General features: G+C 69.1%; 20 protein-coding genes and 1 tRNA gene. 13 read left to right on the top strand and 8 right to left on the bottom strand.

The features are described from left to right. From EV662_RS05380 to EV662_RS05390, 3 genes are read left to right on the top strand one after another with little or no spacing between them, the layout of a single operon-like run. The gene (locus EV662_RS05380; RefSeq protein ID WP_132461103.1) at positions 1–810 is read left to right on the top strand and encodes a TatD family hydrolase; all 810 of its coding nucleotides are present in this window, start codon (positions 1–3) and stop codon (positions 808–810) included. After that, positions 807–1,607 carry an MBL fold metallo-hydrolase gene (locus EV662_RS05385; RefSeq protein WP_132461104.1) on the top strand — a complete coding sequence of 267 codons (801 nt, stop codon included), beginning with the start codon at positions 807–809 and terminating at the stop codon, positions 1,605–1,607. The genes EV662_RS05380 and EV662_RS05385 overlap by 4 nt, the downstream gene beginning before the upstream one ends. Beyond that, positions 1,607–2,536 (top strand): AEC family transporter, encoded by a 930-nt coding sequence (locus EV662_RS05390; RefSeq protein WP_132461105.1) that lies wholly within the window; start codon positions 1,607–1,609, stop codon positions 2,534–2,536. Before EV662_RS05385 ends, EV662_RS05390 begins: the two co-directional genes overlap by 1 nt. Positions 2,537–2,542: 6 nt before the next feature. Here EV662_RS05390 and EV662_RS05395 read toward each other — a convergent pair whose 3' ends face one another. From EV662_RS05395 to EV662_RS05405, 3 genes are all read right to left on the bottom strand, one after another. Then, on the bottom strand, positions 2,543–3,577 hold the full coding sequence (locus EV662_RS05395; RefSeq protein WP_132461106.1) for an ankyrin repeat domain-containing protein: 1,035 nt from the start codon (positions 3,575–3,577) through the stop codon (positions 2,543–2,545). 111 nt (positions 3,578–3,688) lie between these two features. After that, a complete protein-coding gene (gene rpoH, locus EV662_RS05400; RefSeq protein ID WP_132461107.1) occupies positions 3,689–4,585 on the bottom strand; it encodes an RNA polymerase sigma factor RpoH in 897 nt (298 codons plus the stop codon). 168 nt (positions 4,586–4,753) lie between these two features. Beyond that, entirely contained in the window at positions 4,754–5,794 is a 1,041-nt protein-coding gene (locus EV662_RS05405) for an RluA family pseudouridine synthase (protein ID WP_132461108.1), read from the bottom strand. On the opposite strand from EV662_RS05405, the gene EV662_RS05410 reads away from it, so the two are divergent. Beyond that, complete coding sequence (locus tag EV662_RS05410; protein ID WP_132461109.1) at positions 5,793–6,098, top strand: DUF6476 family protein; 306 nt, start codon at positions 5,793–5,795, stop codon at positions 6,096–6,098. The two genes, EV662_RS05405 and EV662_RS05410, sit on opposite strands and share 2 nt — an antisense overlap. 3 nt (positions 6,099–6,101) lie before the next feature. Here EV662_RS05410 and EV662_RS19455 read toward each other — a convergent pair whose 3' ends face one another. Continuing rightward, complete coding sequence (locus EV662_RS19455) at positions 6,102–6,266, bottom strand: hypothetical protein (RefSeq protein ID WP_165915528.1); 165 nt, start codon at positions 6,264–6,266, stop codon at positions 6,102–6,104. 166 nt (positions 6,267–6,432) lie between these two features. Between EV662_RS19455 and EV662_RS05415 the strand changes: the two genes are divergently transcribed. From EV662_RS05415 to EV662_RS05425, 3 genes are all read left to right on the top strand, one after another. Beyond that, positions 6,433–6,879, top strand: coding sequence for a DUF2383 domain-containing protein (locus tag EV662_RS05415; protein WP_132461110.1), 447 nt, complete (start codon positions 6,433–6,435; stop codon positions 6,877–6,879). Between the two features lie 81 nt (positions 6,880–6,960). Beyond that, on the top strand, positions 6,961–7,680 hold the full coding sequence (gene hisA, locus EV662_RS05420; protein ID WP_132461111.1) for a 1-(5-phosphoribosyl)-5-[(5-phosphoribosylamino)methylideneamino]imidazole-4-carboxamide isomerase: 720 nt from the start codon (positions 6,961–6,963) through the stop codon (positions 7,678–7,680). 4 nt (positions 7,681–7,684) lie between these two features. Then, entirely contained in the window at positions 7,685–7,942 is a 258-nt protein-coding gene (locus tag EV662_RS05425) for a hypothetical protein (protein WP_132461112.1), read from the top strand. Positions 7,943–7,945: 3 nt separating this feature from the next. Here EV662_RS05425 and EV662_RS05430 read toward each other — a convergent pair whose 3' ends face one another. Next, entirely contained in the window at positions 7,946–8,407 is a 462-nt protein-coding gene (locus EV662_RS05430) for a DUF302 domain-containing protein (RefSeq protein ID WP_132461113.1), read from the bottom strand. Positions 8,408–8,505: 98 nt separating this feature from the next. On the opposite strand from EV662_RS05430, the gene hisF reads away from it, so the two are divergent. Together hisF and EV662_RS05440 are read left to right on the top strand one after the other, a co-directional pair. Beyond that, a complete protein-coding gene (gene hisF / locus EV662_RS05435; RefSeq protein ID WP_132461114.1) occupies positions 8,506–9,267 on the top strand; it encodes an imidazole glycerol phosphate synthase subunit HisF in 762 nt (253 codons plus the stop codon). After that, positions 9,264–9,575, top strand: a complete 312-nt coding sequence (locus tag EV662_RS05440; RefSeq protein WP_132461115.1) for a phosphoribosyl-ATP diphosphatase — start codon at positions 9,264–9,266, stop codon at positions 9,573–9,575. The genes hisF and EV662_RS05440 overlap by 4 nt, the downstream gene beginning before the upstream one ends. 16 nt (positions 9,576–9,591) lie before the next feature. Here EV662_RS05440 and EV662_RS05445 read toward each other — a convergent pair whose 3' ends face one another. The 3 genes from EV662_RS05445 to rlmB form a co-directional block, all read right to left on the bottom strand. After that, the gene (locus EV662_RS05445) at positions 9,592–10,068 is read right to left on the bottom strand and encodes a CoA-binding protein (RefSeq protein WP_132461116.1); all 477 of its coding nucleotides are present in this window, start codon (positions 10,066–10,068) and stop codon (positions 9,592–9,594) included. Between the two features lie 184 nt (positions 10,069–10,252). Continuing rightward, the gene (locus EV662_RS05450; protein ID WP_132461117.1) at positions 10,253–10,555 is read right to left on the bottom strand and encodes a hypothetical protein; all 303 of its coding nucleotides are present in this window, start codon (positions 10,553–10,555) and stop codon (positions 10,253–10,255) included. Positions 10,556–10,561: 6 nt separating this feature from the next. Then, positions 10,562–11,344: a 23S rRNA (guanosine(2251)-2'-O)-methyltransferase RlmB gene (gene rlmB, locus EV662_RS05455; RefSeq protein ID WP_165915529.1), complete on the bottom strand. Its 783-nt coding sequence runs from the start codon at positions 11,342–11,344 to the stop codon at positions 10,562–10,564. A 109-nt stretch (positions 11,345–11,453) separates the two neighbouring features. Between rlmB and EV662_RS19460 the strand changes: the two genes are divergently transcribed. The 4 genes from EV662_RS19460 (at position 11,454) to EV662_RS05470 (ending at position 15,190) form a co-directional block, all read left to right on the top strand. After that, positions 11,454–11,537: transfer RNA gene (locus tag EV662_RS19460), tRNA-Tyr, on the top strand. Between the two features lie 109 nt (positions 11,538–11,646). Continuing rightward, entirely contained in the window at positions 11,647–12,675 is a 1,029-nt protein-coding gene (locus tag EV662_RS05460) for a hypothetical protein (RefSeq protein ID WP_132461119.1), read from the top strand. A 9-nt stretch (positions 12,676–12,684) separates the two neighbouring features. After that, the gene (locus EV662_RS05465) at positions 12,685–13,569 is read left to right on the top strand and encodes a dihydrodipicolinate synthase family protein (protein ID WP_132461120.1); all 885 of its coding nucleotides are present in this window, start codon (positions 12,685–12,687) and stop codon (positions 13,567–13,569) included. 334 nt (positions 13,570–13,903) lie between these two features. Beyond that, on the top strand, positions 13,904–15,190 hold the full coding sequence (locus EV662_RS05470; protein ID WP_132461121.1) for an O-acetylhomoserine aminocarboxypropyltransferase/cysteine synthase family protein: 1,287 nt from the start codon (positions 13,904–13,906) through the stop codon (positions 15,188–15,190). The last annotated feature ends 6 nt before the right edge of the window (positions 15,191–15,196 follow it).

The following is a 15,196-nucleotide window of genomic DNA, read 5'->3' on the forward strand; positions in this document are numbered from 1 at the left end:
ATGAGCGACCAGACCCCCCAGATCACCGACAGCCACTGCCACCTGGATTTCCCCGATTTCGGCCACGAGCTGGACCAGGTCGTTGGCCGCGCCGTCACGGCCGGCGTCACGCGGATGGTCACGATCTGCACCCGGCTGCGCAACGAACCCCAGGTGCGCCAGATCGCCGAGGCCTATGACCCGGTGTTCTACGCCGCCGGCACCCACCCGATGAGCGCGGCCGAGGAACCGATGGTCACGGTGGACGAGCTGGTCGCGCTGGCCCGCCACCCGAAATTCGTGGGCATCGGCGAAACGGGGCTGGATTATCACTACACCGCCGAAAGCGCCGAGGTGCAGCAGCACAGCCTGCGCCTCCATATCGAGGCCGCGCGCCAGACGGGCCTGCCACTGATCATCCACGCCCGCGCCGCCGACGAGGACATGGCCCGCATCCTGGCCGAGGAACACCGTGCGGGCGCCTATGCCTGCGTGATGCATTGCTTTTCCTCGGGGGCGGAGCTTGCCCGGGCCGCGCTGGACCTTGGCTTCTACCTGTCGATGTCGGGCATCGCGGCCTTTCCGAAGTCGAAGGAGTTGCGGGACATTTTCGCCGCCGCGCCGCTGGACCGCATCCTGGTGGAAACCGACGCCCCCTACCTTGCCCCCCCGCCCCATCGCGGCAAGCGCAACGAGCCGGGGTTCACCGTGCACACCGCCCGCGTCGGCGCCGAGCTCTTCGGGCTGGATTACCCGGACTTTGCCGCGCGCACGCAGGAAAACTTTGACCGGCTGTTTTCCAAGGCCGCCGCGTGGCGGGCACCGGCGTGAGCAGGGCGTTGCGCTTTACCATCCTGGGCTGCGGCTCGTCGGGGGGCGTGCCGCGGCTGGGCGGACACTGGGGGGCGTGCGACCCCGACGACCCGCGAAACCGCCGCCAGCGCTGTTCCATGCTGGTCGAACGCGAGGGCGCCGAGGGCACCACGCGGGTGCTGATCGACACCTCGCCCGACCTGCGCGCGCAGCTGTTGCAGGCCGGCATCGGCACGCTGGACGCGGTGGTCTATACCCACTCGCATGCCGACCACGTGCACGGCATCGACGATCTGCGCCAGATCGTGTTCAACACGCGCCAGCGCCTGCCGGTCTGGGCCGATGGCGCCACGCAGGACGCGCTGTTCGCGCGGTTCGGCTATGCCTTCATCCAGCCCGAGGGGTCGCCCTATCCGCCGATCCTGGACATGCACACGATCGACGGGCCGGTGCATGTGGACGGGCCGGGCGGGCGCATCACGTTGAGCCCCTTCCGGGTGAACCACGGCGCGATCGACGCGCTGGGGTTCCGCATCGCGGGGCTGGCCTACCTGCCCGACGTGTCGGAAATCTATGACGAAAGCCTGGATTTGCTGGCGGGGCTGGAGATCCTGGTGATCGACGCGCTGCGCCGCAGCCCGCACCCCACGCATTTCCACCTGGAACGCACGCTGGACTGGATCGAGCGGCTGGCCCCGGCCCGCGCGGTGCTGACCAACATGCATATCGACCTGGATTACGCGACCGTGGCGGCCGAAACCCCGGCCCATGTCACCCCCGCCCATGACGGGATGGTGCTGAGCCTGCCGGCCTGATGCAGGCGCTGATCGAGGTCATCCTGCCGGTCTTCCTGGTGATGGGCTTCGGCTATGTGGCCGCCTGGCGCGGGCTGTTCAGCGCGGACGCGGTCGACGGGCTGATGAAATTCACCCAGAATTTCGCGATCCCCTGCCTGCTGTTCCGGGCGGTGTCCACGCTGGACCTGGGCCAAAGCTTTGACTGGCGGCTGTTGTCCAGTTTCTATGCCGGGGCCACCGGCGGGTTCGTGGTGGGACTGTTGGGCGCGCGGCTGATCTTTGGCCGCAGCTGGGAAGACAGCGTGTCGATCGGGTTCATCGGCCTGTTCTCGAACTCGCTGCTGCTGGGCCTGCCGATCACCGAACGGGCCTATGGGGCGGATGCGCTGGCGCCGAACTATGCGATCATCGCGATCCATTCGCCGTTCTGCTACGGGCTGGGTCTGACCGCGATGGAGATCGTGCGCAACCGCGGCACGGGGCTGGTACGCACCGGGGGCGCGATCCTGCGGGCGATGTTCCGCAACGCGCTGGTGATCGGGATCGCGCTGGGGATGGCGGTGAACCTGTCGGGGCTGGCGACGCCCGGGGTGCTGGCCGACGCGCTGGACCTGATGATCCGCGCCGCGCTGCCCGCGGCGCTGTTCGGGCTGGGCGGCGTTCTGGTGCGCTATCGGCCCGAGGGCGATTTGCGGGTGATCCTGTACGCCTGCGCGGTGTCGCTGGTGCTGCACCCGGCGGTGACCTGGGCGATGGGCACGCGGCTGGGGCTGGAGACCGGGCAGTTTCGCTCGGCGGTGCTGACCGCGGCGATGGCGCCGGGGGTCAACACCTATATCTTCGCCAACATGTACGGCGCCGCGCGGCGGGTGGCGGCATCTTCGGTGCTGGTGGGCACGGCGGCCTCGATCCTGACGGTGTGGCTGTGGCTGGCGGTGCTGCCCTGATCGGCGTCAGGTCCGCGACGGCCAGCCCCGGACCAGCGCCAGCGAGCTTTCCAGCCCCTCGCGCTGGGCGTCCTCTTCGGCGCGGTGGGCGATATGTTCGGCGATCAGCGACCGCAGATAGGTCGCGGTATCCTCGCCCAGCGCGTCGGGGCGCCGCGGATCGGCCCCGTATTCCAGCAAAAGCCGCACCTTGGCCGTGTCGTGGCCGGCGATCTGAAGGGGCAGCCGGCCGGCGGTGAACCACGGTTCGGACCGCCCGTCGAAGGGCGCATTGGGATCGGCGCCCGCGCGCAACAGCGCCTCGAGCTCGTCGGCCTGGCCCTCCAGGACGGCGCGGTGCAGCGGCGTCCAGCCCCACCCATTGGTCCGCGCCTCGGTATCGGCCCCCGCCGCGACCAGCGCATCGGCCAAAAGCGCCTTGGTCGCCGCGCTTTCCCAACCCCAGGGATAGGCCGCGACAGCGTGCAGCGGGCGATAGCCCTCGGTCATGCCGGCATTCGGGTCGGCGCCTTCGGCCAGCAGCATGTGCACCATCGCAAGCGAACGGCGTTCGACCGACAGCGCGTGATAAAGGGCGGTTTCCTCCAGCGGGCCGTGGCGGGCGTTGATATCCAGCCCGGCCAGGTGTGCGCGGGCGGCCGCGACATCGCCCGCGGCGATTGCGGCGAACAGTGCGCGCGCGGGGCCGGACAGCGCCTCGGCCTGGTCCTCGGGGTGGCGCAGGGTGGCCATGATCGTCTTGCCGCGCCGGTACAGCGCGTCCGACAACCGGCGCGCGCGACCGGTTTCGCCGCGCGTTTCGGCGGCGAGCAGGGCATCGCCCAAAAGTTCGTTTTCCTTCAAAAACTGCGGGCTGTGAACCAGCTGGTCACGGGCCGCGGCGATGGCGCGGCGGCCGGTGGCGCTCTCCGCCTGCGCCTCGGGCGGCAGCGCGGCGATCGCCGCCTCGGCCTCGCGCAAGAGCAGCTCGAACTCGTCGAACGCGCCCCGACGGGCCGCGCTTTCCAGCCGCGTCAGCAGCTCGGTAAAATCGACAGACATTCCACTCACCACATACAAAACAAGAACGGGCGCCCCTCGGACACCCGTTCTACGTGTGGAATCTGTCCATTTTTCTCTCGAAACAAGACGAATTTTAGACGTCTTGTCCGATTATGCCGGCGTCAGCATTCCCTTGTCGCGGGCCAGTTCGGTCATCCGCTTCTGCAGTTTCTCAAAGGCGCGCACCTCGATCTGGCGGATACGTTCGCGGCTGACATCGTAGACGCCGGACAATTCCTCGAGCGTCACCGGCTGATCCTTGAGCCGGCGTTGCAGCAGGATGTCCTTCTCGCGCTCGTTCAACACGTCCATCGCCTGGACCAGCAGCGCGCGGCGGCTTTCCAGTTCGTCCTTCTCGGCATAGGCCTCGGCCTGGTCGGCGTCTTCATCCTCGAGCCAATCCTGCCATTCGGTCGAGGTGTCGCCATCGGTCCCCACCATCGCGTTCAGCGAGGCATCGCCCCCCGACAGGCGGCGGTTCATCGCGATGACCTCGTCCTCGGTGACGTTCAGGTCGGTGGCGATGCGCTGGACGTTTTCCGGGCGCAGGTCGCCCTCCTCCAGCGCGCCGATGCGGGCCTTGGCCTTGCGCAGGTTGAAGAACAGCTTTTTCTGCGCGCTGGTCGTGCCCAGCTTTACCAAGGACCACGACCGCAGGATGTATTCCTGGATCGCAGCGCGGATCCACCACATGGCATAGGTGGCCAGGCGGAACCCTTTTTCCGGGTCGAACCGTTTCACCGCCTGCATCAGGCCGACATTGGCCTCGGAGATGACCTCGGCCTGGGGCAGGCCATAGCCGCGATAGCCCATGGCGATCTTGGCCGCCAGCCGCAGGTGCGACGTGACCATGCGGTGCGCCGCCTCGGTGTCCTGGTGGTCCACCCAGCGTTTGGCCAGCATGTATTCTTCTTCCGGTTCCAGCAGCGGAAACTTGCGGATTTCCTGCAGATACCGGTTCAGCCCCTGTTCCGGGGACGGGGCCGGAAGATTGGCATAGTTGCTCATTTGAGTCCCTGTTGCTCCCTCGTGCTTGTCCTTGAATCTAGGAACTGAACCGTGCGGTTCAAGTTACGTCGATTCACATGGTTGCACGCATGATGTGCGCGATTCCGTCGAAAACGGGTAAATTTCCGGTAAACATGTCAGCCGCTCACGCAGGTTTGCGCGTTTGTTTCAACCCCTGAGGGCCTTGGCCAGCGCGGCCATATCGGGCGGCAGGGGCGAGGCGAAGCGCATCGTCTCGCCGGTCTCGGGATGGACGAAACCCAGCGTCGCGGCGTGCAGCGCTTGGCGCGCAAAGGCGGCGGCGGCCGCGACGGCGCCGGGGCCCAGTGCCCTTTCCGACAGCTTGCGCCGCCCGCCATAGGTGGGATCCCCGATCAGCCCGTGGCCGGCATGGGCGAGGTGGACGCGAATCTGGTGCGTCCGCCCGGTTTCCAGCCAGCATTCGACCAGCGCCGCGGCGGGGGGCGTGCCGAACGCCTCGACCACGCGGAACCGCGTGACCGCGTGGCGCCCGCCCGAGGCCAGCACCGCCTGGCGCTGGCGGTCGGTGCGGTGGCGGCCGATCTGCGTGGCGATGCGGATCACGCCACCCGGTTCCACCGCCACGCCCTGGATGCCGCGCAGGCGCGGGTCGGCCGGGTCGGGCACACCGTGGACCAGCGCAAGATATTGCCGCTCGACGCTGTGGGCCTCGAACTGGGCGGCGAGCGCGGCATGGGCCTTGTCGGTCTTGGCCACGACCAGCAAGCCGCTGGTTTCCTTGTCGATGCGGTGCACGATGCCGGGCCGTTTCTCGCCCCCGATCCCCGACAGGCTGTCGCCGCAATGGGCCAGAAGCGCGTTGACCAGCGTGCCGTCGGGCGAACCGGGCGCGGGGTGAACGACCATGCCGGCGGGCTTGTCGATGACGATCAGGGCGCCATCCTCATGGACCACGTCCAGCGGGATCGCCTGCGCCCGGGTCGCGACTTCGGTGGGGTCGGCAAAGGCGATCTCGATCACCTCGCCCTCGGTTACGCGGGCGCGCGGTTCGGTCAGCGCCGCGCCGTCGCGGGTGACGCCGCCCGCCGCGATCAGCTTGGCCAGGCGCGACCGGGTCAGCCCCTCGGCCTCTGGCACATCGCGGGCAAGCGCCTTATCAAGGCGGTCGGGCGGGTTCGGGCCAATGATGACCGTCAGCCGCCGAGGCGTGGAGATGGGCGTGGACATGGACGATTCCCCGGAGCCGGAGGCCCTGCCCCCGAACCTGAAACTGCTGCGCGTGCTGGTCACCGTGCTGATGGTGACGATGATCGCAGGCTTTCTAGTGATCGTCGCGCTGTTTGTCATCCGCATGCCGGGGGGCGGCGATGCCCTGCCCCTGCCCGAGGCGCTGGTGCTGCCCGAGGGGGCGCAGGCGACGGCCTTTACCCGCGGGCGCGACTGGGTGGCCGTGGTCACCGAAGACGACCGCATCCTGATCTATGACGCGGGAACGGGCGCGTTACGGCAGACGGTGCGGATCGAGCGCTAAGGCTCAGGCCCGGCGCGCGCCGGCGTTGAACGCCTTGAGGTCGCGCAGCACCTTTTCGCGCAGCTCTTTCTGGCAGTCGGGATCGCACCCCCGGGCCATGGCGCCGGGGCCGGGCCAGGCGGCCATCAGCGACAGAACCGCACCGAGGATCAGGTATCGTGCCGGCATGCCGTCTCCGTTCGTGCCGCGGCCCGCTGCGCCGCATCCAGACCCGCCCTACCCCGCCCCCGTGGCGCTTTTTCGGCCGAAATGCGGCCCAGCCGTGCGGAACCTTTCCCGGCCCGCGCCGTTGAGGGCGTCCATGCGCCAAAGGGCGCGCGACAGGAGAGGCCCCATGCAGACCGAAACGACGATCACGCTGGACGATGACGCGCGCGACGCGCTGGCCACGGCCCATACCCGCACCGTCGATGTGCTGGCCGGTCACGAGAAGATGGTGGAAAAGGCCGAAGCCCCGTTCCGCCCCACCGCCATCCGCTTTCGCGACCTGCACCGGCGCCACGCGCGATCGCTGGCCGCCCTCCTGCTGGGGGCGGGTTGCGATCCCGACGAGGACGGGTCGTTCATGGCGCATGTGAACCGGCTGGTGGTCGGCACCCGCGCGCTTCTGGACGAGATCGACAAGAACACGATGGACCAGATCCGCAGCGGCGAAGAGACCGTCATCAAGGCGTTCGAGGCAGCCGAAAAGGCCGATTTGCCGGTGCCGCTGCGGCAGGAGGTGACGCGGATGCGGCAGGAGTTGCAGGCGCTGCTGGCCGACACAGGCCATATCGGCTGATATGTGATGGCGCGGGGCCGCGTTGCATTCGCCGCGCAATCCTGCAAAACCCGGCCCGGTCAACCCGAGGAGCCCCGCGCCATGATCCTGTATCCCGCCATCGACCTGAAAGACGGCCAATGCGTGCGCCTGTTGCGCGGCGAAATGGACAAGGCGACCGTGTTCGGCGACGACCCTGCGGCGCAGGCAAGCGCGTTTTGCGATGCGGGCTGCGAATGGCTGCACCTGGTGGACCTGAACGGCGCCTTTGCCGGGCACCCGGTGAATGCCGCCGCCGTCGAGGCGATCCTGGCGGCGGTCGACGTGCCCGCGCAGCTGGGCGGCGGCATCCGCGACATGGCCACGATCGAACGCTGGCTGGACAAGGGGCTGGCGCGCGTGATCCTGGGCACGGTGGCGGTGGAAAACCCCGACCTGGTGCGCGAGGCGGCGCGCGCCTTTCCCGGCAAGGTCGCGGTCGGCATCGACGCCCGCAAGGGCCGCGTGGCGACCAAGGGCTGGGCCGAGGAAACCGACGTGATGGCCACCGACCTGGCCCGCGCGTTCGAGGACGCGGGCGTGGCGGCGATCATTTATACCGATATCGACCGCGACGGCGCGATGGCCGGGCCGAATGTCGAGGCGACCGAAGCATTGGCCCGCGCGGTGTCGATCCCGGTGATCGCCTCGGGCGGCGTGTCGTCGCTGGCCGACCTGGTCGCGCTGCGCGACACGGGCGTGATCGCCGGGGCGATCTCGGGCCGCGCGCTGTATGACGGGGCGCTGGACCTGCGCGCGGCGCTGGCCGCACTGAAAGGCTAACGCGATGCGCATTGCGGTCGCGCTTTACGTGCTGCCGCTGGGGCTTTTGTCGCTTTACGTGTTGCTGGCGCTGGCGGTGACGGAATTGTCGGCCTGTCCGACCGCGCTGCGCCCACCCGCGCCGTGTCTCGTCCTGGGCCTCGACGTCACGCGCCTGCCCGGGATCGGCGGGCCGGGCGCGGCGCTGGCCCCCGTGGTCCTGGGGTGGCTGGGGCTGGGCGGCGTGGGGTTCTGGGCAGCGCGCCGCGTGACAGGGCGCTAGCGTTCAGCCGCCCGCCGCCGCGGCCATGGTCAGGTTCTGCAGCGCCCCGCGCATCTTGGCGAGATAGGGCGCGTCGTCCGGGATGCCCAGATCGTCCAGCGTTTCCCCGGGTTCCTCGTAGGCGATCCAGGTCTGGCCGCGGGCATCGGCATAGACCAGCACCTTGAGCGGCAGGAACAGCCCAGCCAGCGGGTCGTCCTGCATCGCGGGCGTCCCAAGGCGCGGATTGCCGAAGATCACCAGCTGCGAGTCGGGCATCTCCATCCCCACCGAGGCCGCGCCCGCGCCGTGGTCGATTCGGGCGAACACCGTGGCCCCGGCCTTGGCCACGACGGATTCCAGCGCATCCGCCGTGGCGGACACGGTGGCGGCGGACTTGATCCTGACGATGTCACCGCTGGCGGCGGTCGGCCCTGCGGCCATGGCGGTCAGCATCGCGGCAAGCGGAAGGGCGAACCGGAACATGACGTTTCCTTTCGGGTTGCGGACATACCGATCAGTCTCTGGCCTCTGGCCCGGTTTGCCCATAAAACACCCCGTGATCGGCAAAGGACAGCCACCCCATGCTCAAGACCCGCATCATCCCCTGCCTCGACGTGGCCGACGGCCGCGTGGTCAAGGGCGTGAATTTCGTGAACCTGATCGACGCCGGCGACCCGGTCGAGGCCGCCAAGGCCTATGACGCGGCCGGGGCGGACGAATTGTGTTTCCTCGACATCCACGCCACGCACGAGAATCGCGGCACCATGTTCGACGTGGTGCGGCGCACGGCGGAACAATGCTTCATGCCGCTGACGGTGGGCGGCGGGGTGCGCAGCGTCGAGGACGTGCGCGCGCTGCTGCTGGCGGGCGCCGACAAGGTCAGCTTCAACTCGGCCGCGGTGGCCAATCCCGACGTGGTGCGCGAGGCCGCCGACCATTTCGGAAGCCAGTGCATCGTCGTCGCCATCGACGCCAAGACCGTGGCGCCGGGGAAATGGGAAATCTTCACCCATGGCGGCCGCCGCCCCACCGGCATCGACGCGGTCGCGTTCGCGAAAACCGTGGTCGCCAAGGGCGCCGGAGAGATCCTGTTGACCAGCATGGACCGCGACGGAACCAAGGCGGGCTTCAACCTGGAGCTGACCCGTGCCATCGCCGACGCGGTGGACGTGCCGGTGATCGCCTCGGGCGGCGTCGGCACGCTGGATCACCTTGTCGAGGGGGTCACCGAAGGCCACGCAAGCGCGGTTTTGGCCGCCTCGATCTTTCATTTCGGCACCTACACCATCGGCGAGGCCAAGGCCCACATGGCCGCCGCCGGCATCCCCGTGAGGCTGGCATGAGCGCGCTGGAGCGGCTGGCCGAGACGGTCGCCGCCCGCAAGGGCGCCGACCCCGAAACATCGTGGACGGCGAAGCTGCTGGCCAAGGGCCCCGAGAAATGCGCCGAGAAATTCGGCGAAGAGGCGATCGAGGCTGTGATCGAGGCGGTCAAGGGCGACCGCGCACGGCTGACCGCAGAGGCGGCGGACGTGCTCTATCACCTTCTGGTGATGCTGGCCGCGCGCGACGTGACGCTGGCCGAGGTGCTGGCGGAACTGGAACGGCGCGAAGGCACCAGCGGGATCGCCGAAAAGGCCGCGCGGCGCTAGCGCGGCGCGCGCCCCGTCACAGGCGCGACGAGATGATCCCGGTTGCGAACCCGCCCATGCGCAGTTCGCCGAACAGGCGCTGATACTCGATCTTGGGACAGCGGTCCTGGATCACCCGCTTGCCCGCCGCCTCGGCCCGCGCGGCGGCCTGCGCATTCTCGACACCGATCTGCATCCAGACGGTCTCCAGCGCCGGCAGATGGGCCAGCGCCGCGTCCACGATGGGCGGCACGTGTTCCGAGCGGCGGAAGATGTCGACCATGTCGACCGCGATATCCGCGGGAATCGCGGCGAGGTCGGGATAGACCTGTTCGCCGAACAGCCGCTTGCCCGCGTGGCCCGGGTTCACCGGGATCACCCGCTTGCCCCGCAGGCCAAGGTAACGCGCGACGTAATGGCTGGGCCTGACCGGGTTGGGCGACACGCCCACCACCGCGATCACCCGCGCCCGGGTCAGGGTCTCGCTCAGGAAATCGTCGGAATATGCGGCCATGGCCCCGGCCTTACCACAAAAAGGCGCCCGGGCGATAGCACCGGGCGCGAGTCGCGGAACGAGGGACAGTGAAGCAGGACAGGACCGTTCCGGGGCCCTGCCCTCTGCCACGGAAGGTAGGGCGCGACCGGGACGCGTTCCAGTGGCGATCATCGAACTGTGATCGAACGGGCACAGGGGGCGGTCAGTCGAACAGGTCCTCGACCAGGTCGACCGCCTCTTCCAGGGCCTTGCGCCACAGGGGTTTGCGGCGCTTTTTCATCGGCTTGGCCTTGGGTTTTGCCTTGGGTTTGGCCGGTTCGGGCCGGGTCGGGGTGCATCTCGGGCGGGCCGGCTTGCCGGCGGCATCCGCGGGCAGGCGCTTCATCTCGCGCAGCGGCGCACCGCAGGCCGCACAGGACAGTTCGTGCCGCACCTCACCCCGCAGCGTCAGCGCCGCGCGGGTTCCGCAATAGCAGCAGGTGGCGATCTTTATGCCCTGGGGCATGGGACCTCAGACTGTGCGTTCCGTTGCCGCATATAGGGCGACGGCGGCCGCGTTCGAGACGTTGAGCGAGCCGAACGCACCTGCGGCGGGAATTCGCACCAGGCGGTCGCAGGTCTCGCGCGTCAGCGGCCGCAGGCCCGGCCCCTCGGCTCCCAGCACCAGCCCGACGGGCGCGGCGTCCAGCCCCGACAGCGCCGCGCCGATGGTCTGCTCGGCCGCCCCGTCCAGGCCCAGCAGCGTGTAGCCCAGGTCCTTCAGATCGGCCATCGCGCGGGCCAGGTTGGGCACCCGCAGATAGGGCTGGCGTTCCAGCGCACCCGAGGCGGTCTTGGCCAGCGCGCCGGTTTCGGGGGCGGAATGGCGGTGCGGCGCGATCACGGCGCGGGCGCCGAACACCTCGGCCGAACGCAGGATCGCGCCTACGTTATGCGGGTCGGTGACACGGTCGAGCAGAACCACCCGCGCGCCGGGCCCGCCCCGGCACAGATCGGCAAGCCGCCCCCAGTCCAGCGGCCGCACCTCGAGCGCGGCGCCCTGGTGCACCGCGCCCGGATCGAGTGGCGCCTCGAACCGGCGGGGATCGCTGATTTCGGGGGTGACACCGGCCGCCGTGATGGCCTCGGCCAGCCGGTCGGCGGCGTTCTTGGTCACGATCAGGCGCAGCTTTTCGCGCGCCGGGTTCATCAGCGCGTCGCGCACCGCGTGCAGCCCGAACAGCCACACGGTTTCCGCCGCCGCCGCCCGCCGGGCGCGTTCCTTGTCGATCACCCAGGTGGGTTTCTTGGCCACGTCTTGTCCCCTTTCGGACTGGCGCGGACCATGGGCATTCGGGGCGCGGGGCGCAAGGGATTTTCCTGTTGACGCGTCCGGGGGCACGGCGTATCCAGCGCCCCACTTAGGGCGACGCGCTGCAAGGTGCGGCAGCGGACTGTAAATCCGCCGGGGAGACCCATGCCTGGTTCGATTCCAGGGTCGCCCACCACTTCCCCCCTTTCGTGCCCCCACAAGGACCGGCGCCCAGGCCGCAAGCGGCTTTCGCAGCCCCATGCCCCCGCCTATAGTGCGCGCAAACGGGGGCGGGACCGGCGGACATGGCCAGCGGGACGACAGCGACACAGGCGGCGGGCGGGTCCGGCAACGGTGCCTTCGACGTGGTGATCGTGGCCCAGGACGGGCGGCTGCAATACGAGGCGGTGCTGTTCGCCGCCTCGCTGCGCACCGCGGACCCGGGATTCGCAGGGCGGTTTTTCGTGGCCGAACCGCAGCCCGGCCCGCTGTGGGACCGCGACCCACGCATCGCGGACCCGGGCGTGCGCGACCTGCTGGCCGGGTTCGGCGCCGAGATCGTGCCGTTCGAAAGCCGCGCCTTCGGCGCCGCCTATCCCCATGGCAACAAGATCGAGGCGCTGGCCGCCCTGCCCGAGGGCCGCCCCTTCGTGTTTTTCGACACCGATACGCTGGTCACCGGCGCCCTGTCGGACGTCCCCTTCGATTTCGACCGGCCCGCGGCCTCGATGCGGCGCGAGGGGACATGGCCCCAGATCGAACTCTATGGGCCCGGCCATGGCGCGATCTGGCGGTCTCTTTACGACAAGTTCGGCCTCGACTTCGAAAGCTCGCTCGACCCCGATCAGCCCGACGAATACTGGCAACGCTACCTCTACTTCAACGCGGGCTGGTTCTTTTACCGCTGCCCGCGGGCCTTTGGCGCACACTTTCTCGACTATGCCACCGCGATCCGCGACGACCCGCCCCCGGAACTGGTCTGCCAGTCGCTCGACCCCTGGCTCGACCAGGTGGCGCTGCCCTTGGTGATCCACGCCCTCGGCGGCGGGCGCCCGGGGCCCGAATTGGCGGGGCTGGATGGCGACGTCACCTGCCACTGGCGCACGCTGCCGCTGCTCTACGCGCGCGAAAACGACCGCGTGGTCGAGATGCTGGAGGCAGTCTGCGCACCCAACAGGGTCAAGAAGGTGATCAAGGCGCACGAGCCGATCAAGCGTTTCGTCTACCAGGGCAAGGGCGCCAGGGCGCGCGCCCTGTTCGACCGCGCCGCCCTGCCCCGGCGCGAACAGGCGATCCGCAACATACTGAAAAAGAACAATCTCTGGATGCGCTGAGGAGGAGACATGACCGAAACCCTGCACGGGGTGATCCCCTATATCGCAACCCCGCTGGACGCGGCCGGCCAGGTGAACCGCCCTGTCCTGACCCGGCTTTGCGACCACCTGATCGACCAAGGCGTGCAGGGGCTGTGCCCGCTCGGCTCCACCGGCGAATTCGCCTACCTGACGCGTGAGCAGAAGGCCCACGTGGTGGAAACGGTGGTCTCGGCCGCGGCGGGCCGGGTGCCGGTGATCGCGGGGGTCGCGTCCACCGCCACGGCCGATGCGGTCAGCCAGGCACGCGACTGGTCCGCGCTGGGGGCGGACGGGATCCTCGCGGTGATGGAGGCCTATTTCCCGGTGCCCGAGACGGGCGTGGTCGACTATTTTACCGCCGTGGCCGATGCGACCGACCTGCCCGTCACGATGTATACCAACCCGAACTTCCAGCGGTCCGACCTGTCGCTGTCGGCGATCGAGACGCTCAGCAGCCACCCGCGCATCGCCTATCTCAAGGACGCCTCGACCAATACCGGGCGGCTGTTGTCGATCCTGAACCGCTGCGGCGACCGGATCGGCGTCTTCGCGGCCAGTTCGCATATCACGGTGGCGGTGATGATGATCGGGGGGCTGGGCTGGATGGCCGGGCCGTCCTGCATCGTGCCCGCCCAAAGCGCCGAGCTTTACCGGCTGTGCCGCGCGGGCGACTGGGACGCGGCGATGGACTTGCAACGCCGCCTCTGGGCCGTGAACGAGGCCTTCGCCCGGTTCAACCTGGCCGCGGCGATCAAGGCGGGGCTGACGCTGCAAGGCTTCGAGGTCGGCCCCCCGGTCGCCCCGCAGGCCCCGCTGAGCGCGGTACAGGTGGCGGAACTGAAAGACATCCTGAAAGGGCTGGGCGCGCTCTAGCCTCGCGCGCCTCCTTGCCATGGAGCGCGGGGCAAGGGCGCTGCACTTCCCGGATCGTCCAGGCCGGAAAAGGCCGCCGCGTTCTTTTTCTTGGCGCAAATACTCCGGGGGGTCGCGGGGGGCAGCGCCCCCCGCGCGGGTCGACTTGGCGAAGCCAAGGCGAAATCGCAAAGGCGACCACGTGGGCCGGCCGAACATGGCGGGGCCATCCCGCGCGCCCCCATCGGGATCGGTGAATGGCGTCCGCGCCCCGATGCTTTCCCCGCGCGCGATGTTGCCGGGGCGCGGGCGATGGCCTAATCCTTGCGCGACACGGGAAACAGGGAGAGTTCCGATGAGCGAGGGCCCCACTTACGGCTTCGACACGTTGCAGGTGCATGCGGGCGCGCGGCCCGATCCGGCCACCGGCGCGCGGCAGACACCGATCTACCAGACCACGGCCTATGTGTTCCGCGATGCCGACCACGCCGCGGCGCTCTTCAACCTGCAAGAGGTCGGCTACATCTATTCGCGGCTGACCAACCCCACCGTCGCCGTGCTGGCCGAACGCATCGCCACGCTGGAAGGGGGCGTGGGCGGGGTGTGCTGTTCCTCGGGGCATGCCGCGCAGATCATGGCGCTGTTCCCGCTGATGGGGCCGGGGCGCAACATCGTCGCCTCCACCCGGCTTTACGGTGGCACGGTCACCCAGTTCAGCCAGACCATCCGCCGCTTCGGCTGGTCGGCCAAGTTCGTCGATTTCGACGATCTCGACGCGGTCAAGGCCGCCATCGACGACGACACCCGCGCGATCTTCTGCGAGGCGATCGCGAACCCGGGCGGCTATATCACCGATCTCGACGCCATCGCGGGGGTGGCCGATGCGGCGGGCCTGCCGCTGATCGTCGACAATACCTCGGCCACGCCCTATCTCTGCCGGCCGATCGACCACGGCGCCACGCTGGTGGTGCATTCGACCACGAAATACCTGACCGGCAACGGAACGGTCACGGGCGGCGCCATCGTGGATTCGGGGCGTTTCGACTGGTCCGCCTCGGGCAAGTTCCCCTCGCTTGCCGAGCCGGAACCCGCCTATCACGGGCTGAAATTCCACGAGACCTTCGGCCCCCTTGCCTTTACCTTCCACGGCATCGCGGTGGGCCTGCGCGATCTCGGCATGACGATGAACCCGCAGGCCGCCCATTACACGCTGATGGGGATCGAGACGCTGTCGCTCCGGATGGAGCGGCACACCGAGAACGCGGTCAAGGTGGCGTCCTGGCTGGAAACCCACCCCAAGGTCGCCGCCGTCACCTATGCCGGGCTGCCGTCCTCGCCCTGGCACGACCGGGTCGCGCGGATCTGCCCCAAGGGGGCGGGGGGGCTGTTCACCTTCGCGCTGAAGGACGGTTACGAGGCCTGCGTGAAACTGGTCGATTCGGTGAACCTGTTCAGCCACGTGGCGAACCTGGGCGATACGCGCTCGCTGATCATCCACTCGGCCTCGACCACGCACCGGCAGCTGAGCGAGGCACAGCAGGTGGCCGCCGGCGCCGCGCCCAACGTGGTGCGGCTGTCGATCGGGATCGAGGATGCCGACGACCTGATCGCCGATCTCGACCAGGCATTGGCCAAGGTCTGAGCCCGG

Source organism: Rhodovulum marinum, from assembly GCF_004343075.1.
GTDB classification, from domain to species: domain Bacteria; phylum Pseudomonadota; class Alphaproteobacteria; order Rhodobacterales; family Rhodobacteraceae; genus Rhodovulum; species Rhodovulum marinum.

Excerpts from the sequence above, each read along its gene's own strand:
- EV662_RS05415 (WP_132461110.1), top strand. The coding sequence starts at position 6,433 with ATGCAGACCGAAACGACGATCACGCTGGACGATGACGCGCGCGACGCG.
- EV662_RS05440 (WP_132461115.1), top strand. The coding sequence starts at position 9,264 with ATGAGCGCGCTGGAGCGGCTGGCCGAGACGGTCGCCGCCCGCAAGGGC.
- rpoH (WP_132461107.1), bottom strand. The coding sequence starts at position 4,585 with ATGAGCAACTATGCCAATCTTCCGGCCCCGTCCCCGGAACAGGGGCTG.
- EV662_RS05390 (WP_132461105.1), top strand. The coding sequence starts at position 1,607 with ATGCAGGCGCTGATCGAGGTCATCCTGCCGGTCTTCCTGGTGATGGGC.
- EV662_RS05380 (WP_132461103.1), top strand. The coding sequence starts at position 1 with ATGAGCGACCAGACCCCCCAGATCACCGACAGCCACTGCCACCTGGAT.
- hisF (WP_132461114.1), top strand. The coding sequence starts at position 8,506 with ATGCTCAAGACCCGCATCATCCCCTGCCTCGACGTGGCCGACGGCCGC.
- EV662_RS05410 (WP_132461109.1), top strand. The coding sequence starts at position 5,793 with ATGGACGATTCCCCGGAGCCGGAGGCCCTGCCCCCGAACCTGAAACTG.
- EV662_RS05460 (WP_132461119.1), top strand. The coding sequence starts at position 11,647 with ATGGCCAGCGGGACGACAGCGACACAGGCGGCGGGCGGGTCCGGCAAC.
- EV662_RS05405 (WP_132461108.1), bottom strand. The coding sequence starts at position 5,794 with ATGTCCACGCCCATCTCCACGCCTCGGCGGCTGACGGTCATCATTGGC.
- EV662_RS05450 (WP_132461117.1), bottom strand. The coding sequence starts at position 10,555 with ATGCCCCAGGGCATAAAGATCGCCACCTGCTGCTATTGCGGAACCCGC.
- EV662_RS05465 (WP_132461120.1), top strand. The coding sequence starts at position 12,685 with ATGACCGAAACCCTGCACGGGGTGATCCCCTATATCGCAACCCCGCTG.
- EV662_RS19455 (WP_165915528.1), bottom strand. The coding sequence starts at position 6,266 with ATGCCGGCACGATACCTGATCCTCGGTGCGGTTCTGTCGCTGATGGCC.
- EV662_RS05425 (WP_132461112.1), top strand. The coding sequence starts at position 7,685 with ATGCGCATTGCGGTCGCGCTTTACGTGCTGCCGCTGGGGCTTTTGTCG.
- EV662_RS05470 (WP_132461121.1), top strand. The coding sequence starts at position 13,904 with ATGAGCGAGGGCCCCACTTACGGCTTCGACACGTTGCAGGTGCATGCG.
- EV662_RS05445 (WP_132461116.1), bottom strand. The coding sequence starts at position 10,068 with ATGGCCGCATATTCCGACGATTTCCTGAGCGAGACCCTGACCCGGGCG.
- hisA (WP_132461111.1), top strand. The coding sequence starts at position 6,961 with ATGATCCTGTATCCCGCCATCGACCTGAAAGACGGCCAATGCGTGCGC.
- EV662_RS05395 (WP_132461106.1), bottom strand. The coding sequence starts at position 3,577 with ATGTCTGTCGATTTTACCGAGCTGCTGACGCGGCTGGAAAGCGCGGCC.
- EV662_RS05430 (WP_132461113.1), bottom strand. The coding sequence starts at position 8,407 with ATGTTCCGGTTCGCCCTTCCGCTTGCCGCGATGCTGACCGCCATGGCC.